The organism is Sphaerisporangium perillae (assembly GCF_023276435.1).
Lineage (GTDB): Bacteria > Actinomycetota > Actinomycetes > Streptosporangiales > Streptosporangiaceae > Sphaerisporangium > Sphaerisporangium perillae.
Map to the genome: position 1 here is coordinate 38,517 of NZ_JALLPO010000037.1, position 21,645 is coordinate 60,161.

General features: G+C 71.9%; 15 protein-coding genes and 1 pseudogene. 10 read left to right on the forward strand and 6 right to left on the reverse strand.

The window, feature by feature from the left end; translation table 11 throughout:
* Positions 1-103: 103 nt before the first annotated feature.
* Positions 104-2,368 carry an FtsX-like permease family protein gene (locus MYF83_RS31085; protein WP_248964310.1) on the forward strand — a complete coding sequence of 755 codons (2,265 nt, stop codon included), beginning with the start codon at positions 104-106 and terminating at the stop codon, positions 2,366-2,368.
* Between the two features lie 121 nt (positions 2,369-2,489).
* Here MYF83_RS31085 and treS read toward each other — a convergent pair whose 3' ends face one another.
* Complete coding sequence (treS, locus tag MYF83_RS31090) at positions 2,490-4,178, reverse strand: maltose alpha-D-glucosyltransferase (protein WP_248964311.1); 1,689 nt, start codon at positions 4,176-4,178, stop codon at positions 2,490-2,492.
* A 304-nt stretch (positions 4,179-4,482) separates the two neighbouring features.
* A complete protein-coding gene (locus MYF83_RS31095; protein WP_248964312.1) occupies positions 4,483-6,219 on the reverse strand; it encodes an asparagine synthetase B family protein in 1,737 nt (578 codons plus the stop codon).
* Positions 6,220-6,331: 112 nt separating this feature from the next.
* Between MYF83_RS31095 and MYF83_RS31100 the strand changes: the two genes are divergently transcribed.
* Together MYF83_RS31100 and MYF83_RS44530 are read left to right on the forward strand one after the other, a co-directional pair.
* Positions 6,332-8,422 (forward strand): glycosyltransferase family A protein, encoded by a 2,091-nt coding sequence (locus tag MYF83_RS31100; protein ID WP_248964313.1) that lies wholly within the window; start codon positions 6,332-6,334, stop codon positions 8,420-8,422.
* A 6-nt stretch (positions 8,423-8,428) separates the two neighbouring features.
* Positions 8,429-8,509 (forward strand): annotated as a pseudogene (locus MYF83_RS44530) (DUF397 domain-containing protein); the annotation flags it as partial.
* Between the two features lie 111 nt (positions 8,510-8,620).
* On the opposite strand, the gene MYF83_RS31105 reads toward MYF83_RS44530, so the two are convergent.
* Positions 8,621-9,415, reverse strand: coding sequence for a F0F1 ATP synthase subunit A (locus MYF83_RS31105; RefSeq protein WP_248964314.1), 795 nt, complete (start codon positions 9,413-9,415; stop codon positions 8,621-8,623).
* Positions 9,416-9,639: 224 nt separating this feature from the next.
* On the opposite strand from MYF83_RS31105, the gene MYF83_RS31110 reads away from it, so the two are divergent.
* A complete protein-coding gene (locus MYF83_RS31110; protein ID WP_248964315.1) occupies positions 9,640-10,485 on the forward strand; it encodes an SCO6745 family protein in 846 nt (281 codons plus the stop codon).
* 40 nt (positions 10,486-10,525) lie between these two features.
* On the opposite strand, the gene MYF83_RS31115 is transcribed toward MYF83_RS31110, so the two are convergent.
* Positions 10,526-10,942 (reverse strand): VOC family protein, encoded by a 417-nt coding sequence (locus MYF83_RS31115; protein ID WP_248964316.1) that lies wholly within the window; start codon positions 10,940-10,942, stop codon positions 10,526-10,528.
* A gap of 378 nt (positions 10,943-11,320) precedes the next feature.
* On the opposite strand from MYF83_RS31115, the gene MYF83_RS31120 reads away from it, so the two are divergent.
* From MYF83_RS31120 to MYF83_RS31145, 6 genes are all read left to right on the forward strand, one after another.
* The gene (locus tag MYF83_RS31120; protein ID WP_248964317.1) at positions 11,321-11,641 is read left to right on the forward strand and encodes an ArsR/SmtB family transcription factor; all 321 of its coding nucleotides are present in this window, start codon (positions 11,321-11,323) and stop codon (positions 11,639-11,641) included.
* A gap of 199 nt (positions 11,642-11,840) precedes the next feature.
* Positions 11,841-12,566, forward strand: a complete 726-nt coding sequence (locus tag MYF83_RS31125; protein WP_248964318.1) for a DALR anticodon-binding domain-containing protein — start codon at positions 11,841-11,843, stop codon at positions 12,564-12,566.
* Positions 12,567-12,693: 127 nt separating this feature from the next.
* Positions 12,694-14,076 carry a diaminopimelate decarboxylase gene (lysA, locus tag MYF83_RS31130; protein WP_248964319.1) on the forward strand — a complete coding sequence of 461 codons (1,383 nt, stop codon included), beginning with the start codon at positions 12,694-12,696 and terminating at the stop codon, positions 14,074-14,076.
* On the forward strand, positions 14,073-15,461 hold the full coding sequence (locus tag MYF83_RS31135) for a homoserine dehydrogenase (RefSeq protein WP_279340302.1): 1,389 nt from the start codon (positions 14,073-14,075) through the stop codon (positions 15,459-15,461). The genes lysA and MYF83_RS31135 overlap by 4 nt, the downstream gene beginning before the upstream one ends.
* A gap of 62 nt (positions 15,462-15,523) precedes the next feature.
* Positions 15,524-16,633, forward strand: coding sequence for a glycosyltransferase (locus tag MYF83_RS31140; RefSeq protein WP_248964320.1), 1,110 nt, complete (start codon positions 15,524-15,526; stop codon positions 16,631-16,633).
* Between the two features lie 118 nt (positions 16,634-16,751).
* Positions 16,752-18,479 (forward strand): glycosyltransferase family 2 protein, encoded by a 1,728-nt coding sequence (locus MYF83_RS31145; protein WP_248964321.1) that lies wholly within the window; start codon positions 16,752-16,754, stop codon positions 18,477-18,479.
* 4 nt (positions 18,480-18,483) lie between these two features.
* On the opposite strand, the gene MYF83_RS31150 is transcribed toward MYF83_RS31145, so the two are convergent.
* Together MYF83_RS31150 and MYF83_RS31155 are read right to left on the reverse strand one after the other, a co-directional pair.
* A complete protein-coding gene (locus MYF83_RS31150) occupies positions 18,484-20,127 on the reverse strand; it encodes a glycosyltransferase (RefSeq protein ID WP_248964322.1) in 1,644 nt (547 codons plus the stop codon).
* A 153-nt stretch (positions 20,128-20,280) separates the two neighbouring features.
* The gene (locus tag MYF83_RS31155) at positions 20,281-21,426 is read right to left on the reverse strand and encodes a class I SAM-dependent methyltransferase (protein WP_248964323.1); all 1,146 of its coding nucleotides are present in this window, start codon (positions 21,424-21,426) and stop codon (positions 20,281-20,283) included.
* Positions 21,427-21,645: the final 219 nt, after the last annotated feature.

Consider the following 21,645-nt stretch of genomic DNA (forward strand, 5'->3'; position numbering starts at 1 on the left):
CTGAGGGAGGAAGGCGGAAGTGCGAGGAACGAGTGCTTCCGCCTGACGACCGAAGAGCGCCGGCTTAAGGGCGGCCTCGCGCTGCGTGAGCGGAGCGAGCGCCGTGAACACAGCTGAGTGGCGGTGGGTGCGGGCCGATCTGCGGGCCAGGCGGGTCCAGGCGCTGCTGACCGTCCTCGCGGTGGCCGGCATCGTCACCGCGCTGATCACGGCGGCCACCCTGCTGGAGGACGGCACGAACCCGTGGCGGGGCCTGTTCACCCGCGGGAACGGCGCCCATGTCTGGCTGCACACCAAGGACGCCCCCGACCCGGCGACGCTGAAGGCGCTGGACGGTGTCACCGACGTGGCGGGCCCGTACCGTAGCGCCCCCGCGACGCTGGTCCAGGGCGGCAAGAAGACGCCGGTGGCCCTGTGGGAGATGGCGGCCGTGCTCCCGGCGGTCGGGCGTCCCGTGGTGCGCGAGGGCCGCTGGCTGGATCCGGAGGACCTGGGCGGGGTGGTGGTGGAGCGCTCGTTCGCCCGCGCGGTCGGCCTGCGTCCCGGCGGGTCGTTCTCGGTCATCGGCCTGAACGGCGCCACGCACGCGCTCAGGGTGATCGGGCTCGCGGAGAGCGGCGACCAGGGCTTCTATCCGGAGTGGACCCCCGGCCTCGCCTGGACGCTCGCCGGCACGCTGGACCAGGTCGAGCCGGCGCTCGGCCGCAGCGAGTCGGTTACCGGGCTGCGGCTGGCCGATCCCGACGACACTTCCCTGGTGGTCCAGCGCACGATCACCGAGTTGGCGGGCCAGGTGCAGCGGGTGTCCACCTGGCGTGAGGTACAGGCGTCGATGGAGCTGGACAACCGGCTGCTGGGAGTCCTGCTCGCGCTGTTCGGCGTGGCGGGGCTGGTGGCGGCGGCGCTGGCCATCGCCAACGCGACCGGCGGCCGGGTGCTCACTCAGCGGCGTGACATCGCCACGCTGAAGTCGCTGGGGTTCACCCGCCGCCAGGTCGTCCGCATGCTCGTCGCCGAGCACGGCGCCCTCGGGCTGGGGGGCATCGCGGCCGGGGTGTTGTGCGGCCGGCTGATCACCGCGTACGCGCTGGCGGAGACCGTCGTGGTCCCGCTCTCCTCCGCCCCGCTGCTGGCGATCGCCTTCGGGACGGCCCTGGTGGTGCTCGTGGCCGTCTGGCTGCCCGCCTGGCGCGGCGGACGCACCCCACCTATCCCCGCCGCGCCGGTGGCCCCGCCGCGCGGCCACCTGTCGCGCATGGCCCGCCTGGCCCTGCTGGTACGGCTGCCGCCCGCGCTCGTGCTCGGGGCCAGGGACGCCTTCACCCGCAGGCTGCCGGCGCTGCTGACGACGTTCGGGGTCGCGATCCCGATGATGATGATCACCATCGGCCTCGGCTGCTGGGCGACGCTGGACGCCTTCAAGAGCAACCCCGAGCAGGTCGGCCAGGCCGCCGCCCTGACCGTCCGGCCGGGCAGTCTCACCGCGGGGGACGCCAACCGGCTCGCGCTCGCCGACCCCGACGTGGTGGCGGCCTTTCCCGGCACGGAGGTCGACGCGCTGGTCCCCGGCCAGACGCGCACCGTACGCACCCGGGCGCTCGGCACCGTCACCGACCCCTACCCGTTCTCGGTCGTCGAGGGACGCCTGTTCCGCGACCGCGGCGAGGCCGTCGCCGGGCAGGGCCTGCTGGACCTGCTGCACGTCCGCATCGGCGACCGCACGCGGCTGACGATCGGCGGCACCCCGCTGATCGTCAGGATCGTCGGGCGGGTGCTGGAGCCCGAGCAGGACGGCGAGGTGCTCTCGGTCCCGCTGGACACCCTCGCGCCGAAGGACGCGCTGCCGCCGCAGTACTACAGCCTGGCGCTGCGCAAGGGCGGCGACCCAGCGGCCGTACGCTCACGGCTGCAGGCGCAGGGCCTGGAGGTCTCCCAGGCGGTGAACCCCGCCGACCGCCTCTCGGTGATCCGCGTGATCATCGTCGCGCTGGTGGCGGTGCTGGCCCTGCTGGGCCTGGCCAACCTGCTGACCGCGAGCGCGGTCGGGCTGCGCGACCACGCGCTGGACCTCGCCGTGCTGAAGGCCATGGGGCTCACCCCGCGCCAGGTCATGGCCACGCTGGTGACCGGCACCGGGCTGCTGGTGGTGCTCGGCGTCGGCGCGGGCGCGGCGACGGGAGCCCTGGTCTCGGCCGGCCTGATCGACCTGCAGGGGGCCGCCAGCGGCATCGGGGCCGGCATCGGCCGCTCGCCCGCGCCGGCGACACTGCTCGTCGCGGTCCTCACGGCCATCGGCGCGGCCCTGCTGGTCGCGCTGATCCCCGCCCGCAAGGCCGCGCGGGCGAGGGTGCCGGTGACCTCGCGCTAGAAGCCATGGATCCCCGGTGGCCGGTGCCTCCGCGCTGATAGCGATGGATCCCCGGTGGCCGGTGACCCGGCGCCGGGGTTGAGCGATCCCCGGTGGCGGGTGGCCACCGGGGATCCGGGGCTCACCGCTCGGTGAGGGAGAACCAGTAGAAGCCGTGACCGGGCAGGGTGAGCAGGTAGGGCAGCTCGCCGATGACCGGGAAGTTCACTCCGCCCCGGCACTCCACCGGGGTCATGCCCGCGAACCGCCGCAGGTCGAGCTCGACCGGCTGGGGGTGCTTGGAGAGGTTGTTGACGCACAGCATCCGGTCGTCGCCCTCCTCCCTGACGAACGCCAGCACGCTGAAGTTCGGCGACCACAGCTCGGTGTAGGCGCCGGTGCCGAACACCGCGTGGCGGCGGCGGATGGCCAGCATGTTCCTGGTGAAGTGCAGCAGCGACGAGCCGCTCTTCATCTGGGCCTCGACGTTGACGGCCTGGTAGCCGTAGATCGGGTCCATGATGGTCGGCAGGTAGAGGCGTCCGGGGTCGCCGCCGGAGAAGCCGGCGTTGCGGTCCGGGCTCCACTGCATCGGCGTGCGGACCGAGTCGCGGTCCTCCAGCCAGATGTTGTCGCCCATGCCGATCTCGTCGCCGTAGTACATGATCGGGGAGCCGGGCATGGACAGCAGCAGCGCGGTGAACAGCTCGATCTGGTCGCGGTCGTTCTCCAGCAGGGGGGCCAGCCGGCGGCGGATGCCGAGGTAGGCCCGCATGCGCGGGTCCTTGGCGTACTCCGCGTGCATGTAGTCGCGCTCTTCCTCGGTGACCGTCTCGAGCGTCAGCTCGTCGTGGTTACGCAGGAAGATGCCCCACTGGGCGTTCTCAGGGAGCTTCGGGGAGCGGGACATGATCTCGGAGATCGGCTCCCGCGACTCCCGGCGCACGGCCATGAAGATGCGCGGCATGAGCGGGAAGTGGAACGCCATGTGGCACTCGTCCCCGCCCACGGTCGGGTCGCCGAAGTACTCCACGACGTCCTCGGGCCAGCCGTTGGCCTCCGCCAGCAGCACCCGGTCGGGGTACAGGCGGTCGATCTCGGCCCTGATCCGCTTGAGGTAGGCGTGCGTCTCGGGCAGCCCGGAGCAGGCGGTGCCCTCGCGCTCGAACAGGTACGGCACCGCGTCCAGGCGGAAGCCGTCGATGCCCAGGTCCAGCCAGAAGTTCAGCACCTCGACCATGGCGTCCTGAACGGCGGGGTTCTCGTAGTTCAGGTCGGGCTGGTGGTGGAAGAACCGGTGCCAGTAGTACTGGCCGCGCACCGGGTCGTAGGTCCAGTTCGACTCCTCGGCCCCGACGAAGATGATCGGCGCGTCGGCGTAGCGCGTCGGGTCGTCCGACCACACGTAGAAGTCGCCGTAGGGCCCGGCCGGGTCGTGCCGGGAGGCCTGGAACCACGGGTGCCTGTCACTGGTGTGGTTCATCACCAGGTCCGTGATGATCCGGATGCCCCGCTTGTGCGCCTCTTCGATCAGCTCAACGAAGTCGGCCAGGTCGCCGAACTCCCGGAGGATCTTCATGTAGTCGGCGATGTCATAGCCGCCGTCGCGCAGCGGCGACTCGTAGAGCGGCAACAGCCACAGGCAGTCGACGCCGAGCCACTGAAGGTAGTCGAGCTTCTCGATCAAGCCCCGCAGGTCGCCGGTGCCGTCACCGTTGGAGTCACGGAAACCGCGGACCAGCACTTCGTAGAAGACGGCTCTCTTGTACCACCGGGGGTCGGACGAGATGAAGTTCTCGGAAACAGATTCCGGGCATGGTGAAGCGCTCATAGGTATCGCTCGCATGGAAAGAGTAGGGCGGTACAACACAGGGGCTCGCGCCGTCGGAGCCGTCATCCCTGCGGCTCCCGCCCGACGCCGTCACCGAAGGGGTGGCTCGGTGCTCAGCGTGTTTCGGCGCTGTTTCGCGGAAGACTAGCAGGCCATTAGGGCTGCCCGAAGACGATCAGCGGAGGTCACTCAGCGTGCCAACCGCGTAATCGTCCGCACTCCCTGGAATGCTCACGTATTCCGGCGGCCACCCTGCGTGCTTCCGCTGGTAGAGCGCGGAATTCGCCCTCGTTGGTGAAGCGGTTCACAAGGCGCTCGCCCAGGGTGGTGTGAGATCGCCGAGGACGTCCTCGTAGTCCGTCAGCCAGGAACCGAAAAGCACCAGACCACGGAGCCAAAACCGCGAGTTCCACGAGCCGAAGGCCGTCAGCGCGTCCGGGCCCTGGGTGACCACGTCCAGCATCGGACCGGACATGAGCCCGGGGATCGTGGCGGCCTTCACGAGCATCCGGTGGTTCCACTCGCGGGCCGCCGGGCCGCCCGAGCGGAGCGGCACCCGCCGGTGCGGCAGCGCGCCGTTGGTGGACGGCAGGGCGGCCACGCGCGAGTTCGCGGCCCGCAGGATCTCCCGGTAGAACCTCCCGCCCTCCTTGCGGTCCACCGGCACCGACAGCGCGGCGTCGAAGAACTCCGGATGCAGGAAGGGGAACACCGGAGTGGCCTCCGGCCCGACGAGGTTCACCGGGGAGCGGGCGATGCCGCGCGCCGTCCGGGTATGCAGCACGCTCAGCGGCAGCTCCGACCGGTGGCCGCGCAGCATCGAGGTCGCCTGGGCGAACGCCGTGCCCACCCGGTCGTCGACGAAGGCGAGCGCCTGGTCCGACAGCATCGGCAGGTGCGGCTCGCCGGTCGCCAGCGCGGCGAGCAGCGCGGACTGACGGTCGGCGGAGGTTCCGGCGCCCACGGCGTCGGCGGTGATGAGGAAGTTCTTCATCAGCGGCCCGCCCGCCAGGCCGTCCACGACCGCCCGGCCCGCCTTGTGCACCTCGCGGGCGAAGGGGGAGTACCAGGCGTGATGGCTGGTGAGGTACTCCAGCCGGCGTGCCGCCCACCGCGCCTCGCCGGGATAGGCGGTGGCGTCCTGCGGCACGATGCGGTGCGGGATGCCCAGCTCGCGGGTGACGTAGCGGGCGAAGTCGATGTCGTTGTCCAGGCCGTCGTCCGGGCTCGTCGTCCACGACTCGACGTCCATCTTGCGCGCCATCGCCACCGAGGCCAGCAGCCGCGAGTCGTATCCGCCGCTCACCGGCACCAGCAGCGGCCGGTCGTCGAAGGGCTTCAGCGCCTCGTGCAGCAGCGCCACGACGTCCCCGGCCGTGACACCCCGGTCGAACGGCTCCTCGCGCACCCAGCGCGGGGCGCGCTTCTCGACGGTGATCCTGCGCTGCGGGCGGGACCAGACCAGGGCCGTCGAGCCGGGCAGGCGCCTGACCTGGCGGTAGGGGGTGTCCTCCAGGAGCGGGTAGGTCAGCTTGAGAATGGCCGCCCAGGCGTCCCAGTTCACCTCGTACGGCCGCCGCGCCAGCGCCAGCAGCGGCTCGATGTTCCCGGCGAAGTACAGCGCCTCGCCGTCGGGGCCGGTCTCGCTGAGGTAGTAGACGTCGATCAACCCGAAGGCGCCGGTGTGCAGGGTCACCGTGTCCGGCTCGTCGATCAGCCCCGGGGTCTCCCAGGTCTCGGCCGCCGCCCACCACGGCGCCGCCCGGTCCGGTACGCGCTCCGCCCACGCGAACCACGCTCCCGGGGGCGGCGGGCCTGAGCCGGCGGGGGACGTCTCCGGGGCTGGGCCGCCGGCGGGCGGGGAGCCCGCGTACGGGGGGAGCGGTGCGGAGCTCAGCAGTGCCGCGCCGGGCGCCCGGTGCACCTCGCGCACCGACGGACCCGCGTTCCTGAGAACGTCGAGCCTGGCCGGGTCGTAGGCCCCGATGGCGCCGCACACGTACGGCCGCGCCCTGTGCTCCGGCCACTTCCCGTTGCGCACTGGATCTCTCCCCTCAGCGAGTACCTGCCGAGTGTACGGACTTGTGACGGTTCGAGAAGGTCGGCCCGGATCTGCGATTATTCTTGCTCGACCTCTGGGACACGGTGATGGCATGAGTGAAGAGCTGGAGAGCACCCGTCAGGCGCTCGAAGCGGCCGTGGCGGCCGCTGCGGGCGCGGCCGAGCTGACCCGGCTGCTGGCCGACTACCAGGAACGGCTCGCGAGGGCCGCTACCTCCGAGGCCGAGGCCCTGACCCGCCTGCGGGAGGCCGAGGCCAGGCTGAAGGCCGCCGAGAAACAGGTCACCCAGCTCGCCAAGAACCTCGCCGAGCAGCGCTACCAGGCCGAGGCCGCCCAGTGGCGCCTTGAGTCGGTGCAGGCCAGCCGGTGGTCCAAGCTCGGCGACGCCATCCACACCAAGAACCCCGGCGAGGTCGCCCGCACCCTCCGCGCTCCCATCAGCAAGCGCCCGGCGCCCAAGCGGTCCGACTTCAGCCCGGCCCCGCCGGCCCTCGACGTCGCCCCGGTGCCGCCCGTCGTGCCCGCGACGGCCGGGCCGGCGGTGTCCACGGCCATGGCCGAAGGCTTCGTCGTCCCCAAGGGCCCCCTGACCCGCCCTTACCTAACCGTCGCCGCCATCGTCGACCGGCAGTCCGAGGCCCTGTTCCGCTACGAATGGCGCCAGGTCACCAACTTCGGCCCCGGCAACTGGCAGGCCATGCTGGACCAGCACCGGCCCCACCTGCTGTTCGTCGAGTCGGTCCAGCCGGGGCCGCGCCAGGGCAACGGCGGCCGGTGGCTGGAGGAGCTCGCCGGCCGCAGCCGGGGGCTGCGCGACCTCGTGGAGGAGTGCGCCAGGCGGGGCATCCGCACGATCTTCTGGCACTCCGGTGGCCCCCTGTCCGCCAGCGTGCCGATGGCCACCCTGTTCGACCAGGTGCTGGCCACCTCGGAGGCCAGGGCACGCGAATGGCGGGCCGCGCTGCGCCACGACCGCGTCGGCGTGCTCCCGCACGCGGTCCAGCCGCGCGTCCACAACCAGATCCGTGCGGCGGAGGGCCGGTCCGGGGTGGGCCTGCTCGGCACCGCCCTGCAGGGCGACCTGCCGCCGGACGCCGGATGGCGGCCGCTGATCACCGACAAGGCCACCTACGACGACCTGCTCACGACATACCGCGCCGTCTCGATGGTGCTCGCCGGGCCGGACGCCGACGCGCGCACCGTGGAGGAGCTCTCCGCCTGCGGGACCCCCATCATGCAGCTCACCACGCCCGTGGACCAGGCATCACTGCCGCAGGCGCTCGACTCCGTCCGCGAGAACCTGGCGGCGGAGATCGAATGCGCCTCCGAGGCCCACCTGGCCTGGCGGGCCACCGCGCCGGTGACCCCGCTCCTCGATCCGATCCTGGACACCGCCGGGGTCCCCTCGGTGCGCAACGCCGCCACCGTCACGGCCGTCACCGCCGTCTCCGGCCCGGCCGAGCTCGACCACCTGCTCACCCAGCTCCGCCGGCAGTCCCACACCCCCGGCCAGCTCGTCATCGTCGCCGACGGGCTCGACGCCGCCGTCGTCGAGAAGGCCGCGCGAGGCGCCTTGGCCGGGCGGGGATCGTCACACGCGGAGGGCGACCTGGTGATCCGCGAAGCCGGTACCCCGATGACCCGCGGCGCCGCCCTCGACCGGGCGCTCCGCCTCGCCGACGGCGACCTCGTGGCCGTCCTCGACCCACGAGACCTGTACGGCGAGCACTACCTGGCCGACCTGACCCGCTACTTCACCGCCGTCGACGCCGACATCATCGGCAAAGCCTCCTTCTACGCCCACATCACCGGCACGGGCGGGGGCGCCAGCACGGGGACGGGCACGGGCGGTACGGGGACGAGCACCGGCACGAGGACCGGTGGCGGCGCCGGCGCCGGCGCCACGCTGCTCCGCCAGCCCGGGGCCGACCACCGCTTCCTGCCCGAGGTGGCGGGAGGCACCCTTCTGGCCCGCCGCCAGGCCCTGGTCGAGCTGGGCATCGCCGACGTGTCGGAGGAGTGGGACGAGGTCCTGATGCGCCAGTGCCGCACGGACGGCATCCGCGTCTACTCCGCCGACCGCTACTCCTACGTCTGCGTCCGCCCCTCCACCGAAGGCCGCCTCCTCACCTCCGCCCACTTCGAGGGCTACGTCCAACCCCACCCCCTGGCCATGATCTGACCCCCGGACGGGCCGGTGCTGAAGTTTCCTCGCGGTGAGTGGGAGGCGTTCATCGCCGGAGTGAAGGACGGCGCCCTGGCTCCGTGAGCGGCTGGGCCCTGCGAGGGCGCCGCCATGGTGTGACCATCGGGCCGGGGGGCGACCCGAGGCGTGGCTCGGGTCGCTTCCCATGTTCGTGAGGGCCTTGAAGGCGCGGGGTCAGTGTGAACCCTGGAGGCCGCTGGCGATGAATATCGCGGCGAGTAGGGCGAACAGGTATGCCTGCAGGAACTGGATGAACATCTCGAACGCGGTCATCAGGATCGTCATCACCACGCCGAGCGCGCCGACGCCCACGCCGAGCGGGCTGAGTTTCTCGAACAGGAACCAGAAGCCGACCGAGCTGAAGAAGGCCAGGATCATGTGTCCGGCGAACATGTTCGCGAACACCCGGATGAAATGGGTGAACAGCGAGTTGATGAAGGTCTCGGCGAGGATCAGCGGGGCATAGAGCCCGTACGCCCAGCCCGGCAGCCCGGGCAGATAAACGACGCCTTTCAGGTAACCGCGCACGCCGTGGTGCTTGACGCCCATGTAGAGCTTGATGCCGTACACGTTGATCGCCAGCACGAGGGGAAAGGCGATGTGCGCGGCCACGGGGAATTGGATGAGGGGAATGATGCCCATCAGGTTCCAGACCAGTACGGTCAGGAAAACGGTGAGCAGGAGGCCCATCCACCGGTCGGCGTCCTTGCCGAGGCTGGGCTTGGCCACCTGTTCGCGCACGAACACGTAGGCGTACTCGCCGATGCTCTGCCAGCCCCGTGGCACGATCTTCGGTTTGGCGAACGCGGCCCAGCACACGGCGATGATGACGACCGAGCTGAGCATGGCGATCAGTACCGGCTTGGTGAGCCATTCCGGCCCGCCGGGGAAGATCGGGGAGAAGTGGAGAAGTTCGAGTCCCGGGGCTTCGAAGGTGCCGGGAGAGGTGATCAGGATCGTCGTCCGCACGGCGGTCCTTTCTGGGGTTATCCACGCTGGACAATCACCTTAACCGGATATATCGGGTGGCCTTTATCATGGGTTTCATCCGTCAAAAACCATGCAATGCGGTAAAGCCGTATCCCGGTGCGGCCACCGGTGGCCACTGCGCTCGACCTCCCAGGTCGTTCCGTGTGGAATCTGTGATCGGCAGGTACATACCGACTGGTCGGTGTGTGTGGCAGTATCTGCAGATGGTCGATCCTCACGTCGCTCGCCAGGCATGGCGTCGCCTCGAACCGCTGCACGGCATGATCTACTTCGTGCCGGAGGCCCTCAAGCGGTACGCAGCCGTTGGCCTGGCCGATCCTCGGCATGCGTACTTCGCGTCCCGCGCCGCAGCCTTCGGGCCCGCCTCGCCCGAAGTGGTCATCGCGACCTTCTACAACTTCTCTCCCCATCTCGTACGGCAGGCCCTTCCGGCGGCCTGGGAGGTGACGAGCCCCGAGCAACTGCGTGCCGCAAGACTGGAGGCGGCGGACGCGGCCCTGCGAAGGGCGGGCATCCATTCGAATCCCGAGCTAGAGCTGGAGGAGACGCTCGCGCTGGCCCGCAGGGCGGCCGAGGCGGCCTGCGAGCGACTCGACGGGCGCCCGCTGTTCGCCGCGCACGCGGCTCTTCCCTGGCCGGACGATCCGCTGCTCGATCTGTGGCACGCCCAGACGCTGCTGCGCGAGTACCGCGGCGACGGCCACATCGCGGTTCTGGTGAACGAGGGACTGACCGGCCGCGAGGCGCTGATCCTGCACGCGGCCACCGGGGACCTGCCGGTCGTCTTCCTCAAGATCAGCCGAGGCTGGACCGAGGAGGAATGGGCCGAGGGAGAGGACGGCCTGCGCTCGCGGGGCCTGCTGGGCGAGGGGCTGACCCTGAGCGATCAGGGCCGGGAACTTCGCGCGCGAATCGAGAGCCGCACCGACGCGCTCGCCCTGCCGGCCTACGCCGCACTGGGCGAGGAGGGGTGCGCCCGTCTGGCCGAACTGGCCAGGGGATTCGGCCGGGCCGTGGTGGACGGCGGCCTGCTCAAGCTGGCCATATGACGGCCTGACAGCGGGCGCGCCGGGACAAATGGCACGGCGCTCAGGTGACGTGGAGGGAGCCGTCCTCGTTGAAGTCGAAGGCGCCCCAGGCGATCTCCCACAGGTAGCCGTCCGGGTCGGTGAAGTAGCCGGAGTATCCGCCCCAGAAGGTGTCGGCGGCCGGTTTGACGAGGTCGGCCCCCGCGGCCGCCGCGAGGGCCAGCACCTCGTCGACCTGCTGCCGCTCCCGGACGTTGTGCGCCAGCGTGATGCCGGTGAACCTCGACCGTGGCTCGTCCCAGCCCGGGCCGACGTCCTCGGCCAGCTTCGCGTACGGGTACAGCGCGAGGGTCACCCCCGAGGTCTGGAAGAACACGATGCCGTCCTCGGGCTTGCGGGTCGTGGGAAGCCCCAGGCCGTCTTTGTAGAAACGGTACGAGCGCTCCAGGTCGGCGACGCCCAAAGTGATCAGCGACACACGAGGTTCCATGGCGGCAGTATGCCCGCCACCACCGACAGAACCGCCGGCCGAAGCGTCAGGGGGCGTTCCGGCCGGTCGGCACGCGGCGGGCCGCGAGCTTGGCTTCGAGGCCGTCGAAGATGGCCTGGAGGCCGAACTCCTTCTAGGCCGTCGGCGTCCAGGAGTTCGATGGCGGTCTGTTCGCTCGGCCCTCGCCCTGGCAGCGACGATCATCGCCTGACGGGACCGCGCAAGTGGTGGAAAGCTCGCTCCACGGCCCCCGGGCCGCGCGGATACCTTTACACCCGGTGGAGGCGAGCGGCGGCCGGTCGCGTCGCCTGGGCGAGAGCGGCAGGACTGTTGACGCGTGACTATTTGGTCACGTATTTTGGACAGGTGACCGACGACGACCGCGTGTTCAGGGCGCTTGCCGACCCGACGCGCCGGTTCCTGCTCGACCTGCTCTTCGAGCGTGACGGCCGCACGCTCACCGAGCTGGAGTCCGAGCTCGCGATGACCCGTTTCGGCGTGATGAAGCACCTGCGGGTGCTCGAGGAGGCGGGCCTGGTGGTCGCGCGGCGGTCCGGCCGGGAGAAACTCCACTTCCTCAATCCGGTGCCGATCCGGTTGATCCACGACCGGTGGATCGACAAGTACACCGAGCGTCAGGTCTCGGCGCTCACGGACCTGAAGGCGGAACTGGAGCACGAGGCCTGAGGACCTGGCGGCCACGCCGGGTCCTCAGCGAGCTCAATGGCGGCCGGGACGGTCATGTGATCTATCACGTCGAAGCCCTGCGGCGCCCCTCCGCCCGGGCTGCCGGCCCTGCGAGCCACCGATCACGCCACGGCGGCGCGCTGCGGTGCGCGCGAAGGCCGGACATCGGTCACCTCGCCGCCGGAGGAAGCACCGTAGCGTGAGCCCTGTGGTCGTCCGGCATGCCGAGGGGGTGATCGTGGAGAGGCTGCGCGCCATCCTCGGCTCGTCTCCCGTTCCGCAGGGGTCGTGGGAGCGGGAAGCGGCGTACGTCTCGACGGCGGCGCTGAGGCGGGCGGGCGCGCGGGCGCGCGAGGTCGCCGAGGAGCTGGCGGTACGGCTGCGCGCCGAGCCGGGAGTGCGGGCGGTCCACGTGCGGCCGAACGGCTTCCTGGTGATCGAGGTGGCCGAGCCCGGCGAGATCGTCCGCGAGATCCTGGCCGAGCCCGCCAGGCCCGCGCCGGCGCTTCGTGACCGGGCGGAGGCGTCGTGGCCGGACGCGCCGCGCACGTGGGACAACCCCGGATTCGTCGTGAGGTACGCCTACGTGCGGGCGGGAGCCGTCGAGCGGTGGTGCCGCGACCTCGGCATGGACGTCCAGATCTTCCGGCCCGGGCTGCTCGGCGATCCCCGCGACCGGGCGGTGCTGCGGGTGCTGGCCGAGGCGCCGAGCAGGCGGGAAGGGCAGGACGCGGGCCGGGTGGCGTATCTGGAGCGGCTGGCCGGGGTCTACCACGACGCGTTCGAGCATGTCCCGGCGATCCCGAAGGGCGACGAGGCGCCGACCGGCGCCCACGCGGCCCGCGTCTGGATGGCGCGAGCGGTCCGGAAGGTCCTCGGGGAGGGGTTGACAGAACTGGGGGAGACCCCTTCCGAGAAAATATGACCAAAACCGGCAAATAGCAGGAAGTGGTACGCCAGGCGGCCTGCCGTTCTGGAGATCTTTCATGTTGCCGTCTCGCAGGGTGAGCATCGGGCGCAGGGGGATCACGAGGTCGGATAGCCTCGTTCGGGTGAGTCGATTCGCCCATCCCGCCGGTGACCGGCACGCGGAAGTGCCGCACGAGGAGCGTCCTCCCCAGGCCCCCGCCGACCTCAACACGCTCGTCCCCACGATCTGGCCGCGAACGTCCGGGCGTGCCGGCGGCGCGCTCACGATCGCCGGCGTGGACGTGCGCGACCTCGCGAGAGAGTACGGCACGCCTCTCTACGTGGTCGACGAGGACGACTTCCGGTCGCGCTGCCGTGACTACAAGGCCGCCTTCCAAGGTGACGACGTCTATTACGCGGGCAAGGCGTTCCTGTGCAAGGAGGTCGCCCGCTGGGTCGACCAGGAGGGCCTGGGCCTCGACGTCTGCAGCGGCGGCGAGCTGGCCGTGGCGCTGAGCGTCGGCTTCCCGCCCGAGCGCATCGCCCTGCACGGCAACAACAAGTCCTACTCCGAGCTGGAACGGGCCCTCGAGGCCGGCGTCGGCCACATCGTGGTCGACTCATTCCAGGAGATCGCCCGCGTCGGCTACCTGGCCGACAAGCTGGGCGTGCGGCCCAAGATCCAGATCCGGGTCACCACCGGCGTCGAGGCGCACACGCACGAGTTCATCGCGACGGCCCACGACGACCAGAAGTTCGGCCTCTCCCTCAACAGCGGCGCGGCGGCCGAGGCCGTGCGCCGCGTCCTCGCGCTGCCGCAGCTCGAGCTGGTGGGCCTGCACTCCCACATCGGCTCGCAGATCTTCGACACGGCGGGCTTCGAGGTGGCCGCCCGGCGCCTGGCCATGCTGCTGACGCAGGTCAAGCAGGAGCACGGCGTGGTCCTGCCCGAGCTCGACCTCGGCGGCGGGTACGGCATCGCCTACGTCGAGGGCGACGACGCGCCCGACATCAAGGTGGTCGCCGACAGCCTGCGCGAGATCGTCACCCGGGTCTGTGAGGACGCCGGCCTGCCCGTCCCCCGGCTCACCGTCGAGCCCGGCCGGGCCATCTCCGGCCCCGGCGGGGTGACGGTCTACGAGGTGGGCACGGTCAAGGACGTCGAAGGGCTCCGGTCCTACGTCAGCGTCGACGGCGGCATGAGCGACAACCTCCGCACCGCGCTGTACGGGGCCGACTACACCTGCGTGCTGGCCTCGCGGTGCAGCGACGAAGCGCCCATGCTGTCGCGCGTGGTCGGCAAGCACTGCGAGAGCGGCGACATCGTGGTCCGCGACGTGTGGCTGCCCGGTGACCTCGCCGCCGGCGACCTGCTCGCCGTGCCGGCGACGGGCGCCTACTGCCGGTCGCTGGCGCACAACTACAACTACCTTCTCAAGCCCGCCGTGGTGGCGGTCAAGGACGGCGCGTCGCGCGTGATCGTGCACAGGGAGACCGAGGACGACCTGCTGAGGGGGCAAGTATGAAACCGGTCGAGCCCGAAGGGCCACAAGGCGAGAGTCTCGATCCGTCGACCGCCGGCGAACGGGGGCGGCACGAGAGAAACGGTGACCCGGGAAGGCCGCTGAAGGTCGCCCTGCTCGGCTGCGGCGTCGTGGGGTCGCAGGTCGTGCGGCTCATGCACGAGCAGGCCGGCGACCTCGCCGCCCGCATCGGCGCCCCGCTGGAGCTGGCGGGGGTGGCGGTCAGGCGGCTCGCCCGCAAGCGCGACGGCGACGTCGACCCGGCACTGCTGACCACCGACGCCGAGGCCCTGGTGACCAGGGACGACGTCGACATCGTCATCGAGGTGATCGGCGGCATCGAGCCGGCCCGGTCGCTCATCCTGGCCGCCATGTCCGGCGGCAAGTCGATCGTCACCGCCAACAAGGCCCTGCTGGCCGAGGACGGCGCGACGATCCACGGCTCGGCCAAGCGCCAGGGCGTCGACCTGTACTTCGAGGCCAGCGTCGCCGGGGCGATCCCCCTGCTCCGCCCGCTGCGCGAGTCGCTGGCCGGTGACCGCGTCCACCGCGTGCTCGGCATCGTCAACGGCACCACCAACTACATCCTCGACAAGATGGACTCCACGGGCGCCTCGTTCACCGACGCGCTGGAGGAGGCCCAGTCGCTGGGGTACGCCGAGGCCGACCCGACGGCGGACGTCGAGGGCTTCGACGCCGCCGCCAAGGCGGCCATCCTCGCCGAGCTGGCCTTCCACAGCCGCGTGACGGCTGCCGACGTGCACCGCGAGGGCATCACCGAGATCACCGCGACCGACGTCGCGAGCGCCAAGGCCATGGGCTACGTCATCAAGCTGCTGGCGATCTGCGCCCGGTCCGAAGACGGGCGCTCGGTCGGCGTCCGGGTCCATCCGGCGATGATCCCGAGGAGCCACCCGCTGGCCGGGGTCCGCGAGGCGTACAACGCGGTCTTCGTGGAGGCCGAGTCCGCCGGCCAGCTGATGTTCTACGGCAAGGGCGCGGGCGGCGCGCCCACCGCCTCGGCGGTGCTCGGCGACCTTGTCGCCGTGGCGCGCAACCGCCTGGCCGGCACCCACGGCCCGCAGGAGTCCACCTACGCCGACCTGCCCGTCCACCCGATGGGCGAGACGGTCACGCGCTACCACGTGTCGCTCGACGTCGCGGACAAGCCGGGCGTCCTCGCCAGGGTCGCCGACATGTTCGCCAAGCACGACGTGTCGATCCAGACCGTGCGCCAGGAGGGTCACGGCGACGACGCCCAGCTCGTCCTGGTCTCCCACCGGGCCAGCGACGCCGCGCTGTCGGCCACAATAGACGGGCTGCGCGAGCTCGACATCGTCAGAGGCGTGACGAGCGTGATGCGCGTCGAGGGCGACGGCACGCCCTGACCCGGGTGCTCCGGGACGTCTTCCCCCGCCCCCGGCGGGGCCGGACCTGAAAGGGTGACGTGTTGGGAGAGGGCGATCCCACACCGCTCGGCTACGTGCGGACGCCGACGGCCGGACCGGCCGATCTGTCCTTCGAGGACGGCAGGCCCCTGCTCGCCGGGCAGGCGGCGGACCTGCCGCTGACGGCGGCCGACGTCGTACCGCTCCGCCCCTGCGACGGGGTGCGCGTCCGCTGGCCGCGGGGCCGGGCCGGCGTGCTGGAGACGATCCACGCTCTCGCCGCCGCCGGCGTCCCCGTCCACGCGGAGGACGTCCCGGCCTGGGTGAAGGAGGCCGACCCCGACCTCGCCGGGCTGCTCGCCTCCTGGGCGCCGGCTCCGCGTGCGGAGACGCCGCGGTCGGTGAGCGACCTGCGCCGGGAGGAGCACAGCCTCCGGCTGCGCCGCCACGCGCTGCGCCGGGGCCCGGCCGCCGCGACGCCCAAGGTGAGCGTCGTGATGTCCAGCAAGCGGCCCCACCTGCTCGGGTCCGCGCTCGCCCAGATCGCGCGCCAGCGCCATGTCGAGGTGGAGGTCCTGCTCGGCCTGCACGGCGTCCCGGCCTCGCACGAGGACGTGCGCCGGGCCATCGCCGCGTTCCCGTCGCCGATCACGGTGGTGGAGGCGGACGAGGCCACGCCGTTCGGCGAGGTGCTCCACCAGGTGGCGGCCAGGGCGAGCGGCGACGACATCGCCAAGTGGGACGACGACGACTGGTACTCCCCGGAGCACCTGTCCGACCTGCTGCTCGCGCGCGCCTACAGCGGGGCCGACATCGTGGGCACCGCCGCGGAGTTCTTCTACCTGGAGCCGCTGAACGTCACGGTGCGCCGCACGGACTACACCAGCGAGATCTGGTCCGATCACGTGGCCGGCGGTACGATCTTCCTCGCTCGTGCGAAGTACCAGGAGACAGGCGGGTTCGAGGGGGTGTCACGGGGGGTGGACGCCCAGCTGCTCAAGACGGCCCACGCCGCCGGCGCCCGCATCTACCGCACCCAGGGCCTGGGCTACGTCCTGCGCCGATCCCTCGCCTCCGGCCACACCTGGCAGCTGCCCCTCGCGCACTTCCTGCGGGTCGCGACGAACCAGTGGCGCGGCTTCCGCCCGAGCCGGATCCTGGAAACCCCATGACCCGCCCCCGGACCCCTCTGACCCGCCTCGACGCGCCCCGCCCCGACATGCGTCCGGCCCGTCCCCTCACCAGTCCGACGCGTTCACACGTCCCCCTCACCGGCCCCGGGAACCTCTCATGACGCGGCGAATCCGCGGCAACGACTACACCGTGCTCGACCCGCCCGCGCTCGGCGCCTGGACGCCCGGCATGCGGGTGAGCGTCGTCGTACCGGCCTACAACGGCCAGGACAAGCTCGACCTGGCGCTCGCCGGTCTCGCCGCGCAGACCTATCCCGAGGAACTGATCGAGGTCGTCGTCGTCGACAACGGCAGCAGCCCGGCGCTCCGCCTGCCGGAGATCCGTCCCGCGGGCGCCCGGCTGATCGTCTGCGACGTGCCCGGCAGGGCGAGCGCCCGCAACGCCGGGCTGGCCGCCGCCACCGGCGACGTCGTCCACTGGCTCGACTCCGACGTGGTCGCCGACCGGCACGAGGTCGAGGCGCACATGCGCTGGCACCACCTCGCCCCCTACCTCGTGGTGACCAGCTACCTGCGGTTCACCACCGCCGCGCTGCCCTCGCCGGACGTCGTGGCCTCCACCGCCGACCTCGCCGAGCTGTTCGAGCCGGCCGAGCCGCACGAGTGGCTGGTCGACCTCGTCCAGCGGACCAACGGGCTCACCGACACCCCGAGCCGGGCCTTCAGCCTGCACGTCGGCGGCGCCACCTCGGTCGGCCGCCGGCTCATCGAGGCCGCCGGCCCGATGGACGAGGAGCTGATCCTCGGCCAGGACACAGAGATGGGGTACCGCCTGGCGCAGGCCGGAGCGGTGTTCGTCCCTGAACCGCTCGCCCGCGGCTTCCATCTCGGCCCCTCGATGCGCATGCGCGACAAGGACCCCATCGACCGGGTCAGCCACGCGCTGATCGGCGACCGCATCCCCCAGTACCGCTGGCTCCGGGCGCACCCGGCCCGCCAGTGGAAGGTCCCCTACCTGGAGGTGGTGGTCGAGGCCGAGGGGTACGAGGACACCCGCGCCACCGTGGACGCCGTCCTGGCCGGCACCGTGCCCGACGTCTCGGTGCTGCTCGTCGGCCCGTGGGACACCCTGGAGCCCGAGCCTCGCGCGCCGCTGACCGACCCCCGGCTCGACCTCGCGCTCATCCAGGGCCACTACGCCCACGAGAGCCGGGTACGGCTCACGCCGGACGACGCCGAGCGCCTGGCGCCGTTCCGGCTGCGCCTGCCGGCCGGGTGGGTCCCGGGGGAGGACACCCTGGCCCGCCTGCTCGACCTGGGGGTGGACGGCGGCCACGGGCTGGTCGGCGTCCTGCTCGCCGAGAGCCCCGAGGGCATCGTGACGGCCCGCCTCGAACGCCGCGCCGCCTTCGCCCGCGCCGCTCTCATCCTCACCCCCGAAGCCTCCGCCGGTGGGGCCGCGCACGACGGCGACGCGGTGGACGACGCGGTGGACGACGTCTTCGGCACGGTGTGGACCGACGGGGAGACGCTGGGCTTCGTGCCCGCCTCGCAGACCTCGGCCGCCAAGGGACGGCGGATGGCCTATCGCGCCCGGCTGGAGACCGAGGCCGAGGTGGTCAAGCTGACCAAGGAGATCGAGCGGCTGCGCGGCCAGGTGTCCAAGTGGCGCGAGGAGGCGGGCCGGTGGCGCAAGAGCGCCGTCGACCTGCGCCGCGAGGTCGGCGCCCTGCGCCGGGAGGTGTCCCGGCTCAAGGCCGGCCGCCTGCGAACCATGATCAAGCGTATCTCCGTCAGGCGCACCACCCCGGCCGCGATCGAGGGCCCGAACGGCTCGAGCCCCCTCACCCCCCGAGAAGGCCCCCCGGCGACCCCCGCCGGGTGACCCGCTATCGGCCTCGCAGGGCCGTGCGGAGGCGTTTGACCAGCTTTTCCGGCGCCAGTCGCGGGGTCGGCGGGACGGGCTTGCGCGTACGGCCCGTGGAGCCGGAGCCGCCCGGCTCGCCCGTGGAGGGCTGCTCCGGAGAACCGGCCGATCCCTGCCCGGCCTCGGATCCGGCACCGGACCCGGACGTGGACGCAGGCTTGGCGTCCGGCTTCGACCCGGGCTTGTCGCGCTGGGACGGGGGCCAGAACTTCGCCGCGTCCGCGCGACGTACCCCGTAGGTCTGCTCGATCACCTCGGTGAGGTCCTCGCCCGGTGCCGCGAGCAGGCGGGCGCGGTTGACGGCGTCGGTGCGCTCCAGGCGTGCCGTCCGGCCGTCGGGGAACTCCACCACGAGCAGCCCGGCGCGGTCCTCCGTGACCGCCTTGATCATGAGCTCCAGCGCGCGGCGGTGCAGCGGCACGTCCACGGGCCCGACGTACCGGAACGGGACGGGGGCGGGGTCGGCGGCCGCCTCCGGGGCGAGCCGGACGCCTTCGTCGTGCTGGAACTGCTCACGGATCAGCCGTAGCTCGAACCTCGGGTCGTCCAGCACGCGATGGCGTCCGTCGGACAGCTCGTCCCACGGTCCGGTCAGCGTGACCCGCACGTCCGGCAGGCTCCCGCCGAGCGCAGCGCCCACGGCCGCCCGCACCTGCGGCTCGGTGTGGCCCGCCACGTCCAGGACGACCTCGGCGTAGGGCACCAGCCAGCGCCTGCCGCGTTCCTTGCGCAGATCGCGGCGGAGCGGGATGCGGTGGGCCAGGTAGGGGGCCACGACTCGGACGGTCGACTCGGTGTCGACACGCTGCGCGGGAAGCCCAAGGTGGGCGGCCCGCGCCTCCATGTCGGGCACGAACACGGCGCCGCTCATGGCGAGCCGGTAGGCGAACTCGGTGTCCTCGCCCCTCAGCACCTGCGGATCGAGGCCGCCCACCCGGTCGAAGAGGGCGCGGCGGAAGGAGACGGTCGGCCCGGTGCAGACGTGGTACGGGTTCCGGCTCGCGCGCAGCCCGTCCAGCCGCCGGATGGTGGCCTCCGTGGAACTCGGTACCGCCCTCGTCATGTCGAAGAGCGTGTCGAAGGCGCCGTCGCGCACGGCGCCGTGGACCCGCGTCGTCGTGAGGGCGGGTTCCTGGACGAAGACCTTGGCGCCGATGGTCACCACATAATCGGTGAGGTGGTGCCAGCGCATGAGCGCCTCGATGTGCTCCCGGCAGATCACCATGTCCGAGTCGAGGCGCTGGACGATCTCGCCCTCGGCGAGTCGCACGCCGGTGTTGAGCGCGTGCGCCGTGCCCCAGCCTCCGGGCCCGCTCGGGACGACCCGCGTGTTCTCCGGGCGGATGTCGGGAAGGCGCAACGGCGGCTCGCTGCCGTCGTCTACGACGATGACCTCCATGAGACCCGGCGGGTAGGTCTGCGCGGCGAGCGCGGCCAGCGTGAGGTCGAGGCGATGCTGCCCGCCGTGCGCGGGGATGACCACGCTCACCGGGAGGGTGGGCGTCCACGCGCCGAGCGGTGGCAGGGTGAGCGGCGAGTAGTCGTTGTGGCGGATCCTGGGCCTGAGGCCGGTCTTCGCAGGGCTCGTCCGCGGGGAGGCGGTCAAGATGATCGCTCCTTAGTCGGGTTCCGTTCGCCGCCGGAGCCGACCCTATACAAGGAAGCTGGGAGCTTCATGAGAGGCCCGGCGCATCACCACCTGGGGATCTTCCCCTGCCTGGTGGAACATGCGGCCACCCGCGTTCTTTTACCTCCGTCTTTACCGCTCCTCCGTCCGGCCTGGTCGGGGCAGGGCCGAGGTGGGCGCCGCGATCACCATGGGGCGTTTGGCCGTGGGCGGCGGTGGCGGGATCTCGCGACCGGCGGGGTGCCGCACCCGGCGGTAGGCCGTGATCAGCCGCCACGCCCGCGACCGGCGCAGCCGGGCGATCAGCTCCCGGTACTCCGCGAGGCGGCCTTCCAGCTGTCGTACCCGGTGTCCGAGACGGGTGGTCTCGGCGCGCAGCTCGGCGTTGCGGCCGAGCAGGTCCTCGCTCGCGCGGGTGAGGGTGAGCTCGCGCGCGGCCAGCTCGGCGCAGCGGGCGCGAAGCTCGGCGATCTGCCCGTGGAGGAGCCGTTCCCGCTGGAGGAACGCGGTCTCGGCCCGGCTCAGCGCGAATCCGGGCGTGCCGCGCGGCTCGTCCCGGCGCACCGCGACCCCGGCGAGATGGTGGCGCAGCACGGTCAGCTCGCGGATCTCGAAGAGCGGCTCCACCAGGTGGCGCATGCTTCCGTGGTAGAAGACCCGGCGCCGCTCGGCGTCGCCGTCCTCCTCGCCTGCCCGCCGCTCGTCCCGCCGATCCGTCTCAAGCTCGTGGCCCACGGCGCGCGCGATCTCCGGCCCGTCTGCGGCGGCGCGCGGGATCTCCCGTTCGTCCCCGGCGGCGCGCGCGATGCGCAGTACCTCGTCGCTCACCCCGTACGGGACCGTGAAGACGAGCGTGGCGCCCGGCCGGAGCGTCCTGCGGAGCGTTTCGAGTACCTGTACGGGGTCGGCGACGCGGTCGAGGATCTCGCCGGCCACGGTCGCGTCGAAGGCTCCCTCGGGCAGGCCGTCGAGCCCGTGCGCGTCTCCCACGGTGAAGTCCACGCGCGCGGCGACGTCCGCCGGGAGCCGGCCGGCCCGCCGGCGCGCGTTCGCGATCGCCGGCGCCGAAGGGTCGATCCCGGTCACCTGGTCGCCGCGCTCGGCGAGCAGTAAGGAGAGGTCGCCTTCACCGCATCCCAGGTCGAGCACGGCCATCGGGCGGCCCGGGCGGCTCGCGGGCAGGTGGTCGAGGATCCAGTGCAGGCGGTCGCGGTCCCCGGCCCGCGCGGTCTCCACGCCTGTGCCGTGACACGCGTGGAAGACCTGGTCGTCGGTCACGGCGACGTTTTCCCTCCGGGCATGCTGATGTTGCCCCAATTGTGGGGCAAAAGATGCTAAAGAGACAGTGTGCTTTCGGGGTTCTTTCTGGATGCGGTATCTGCCGCTTCCCGGGCCCGGCCGGGCCCGCTTGGCCGAGTATTGACATGGAGAACCTTAAGGACGGTCCAGCCTGTGGACGGGCGACGCGGCGGGGCCCGGCCCCCCCGTAGACTCGAT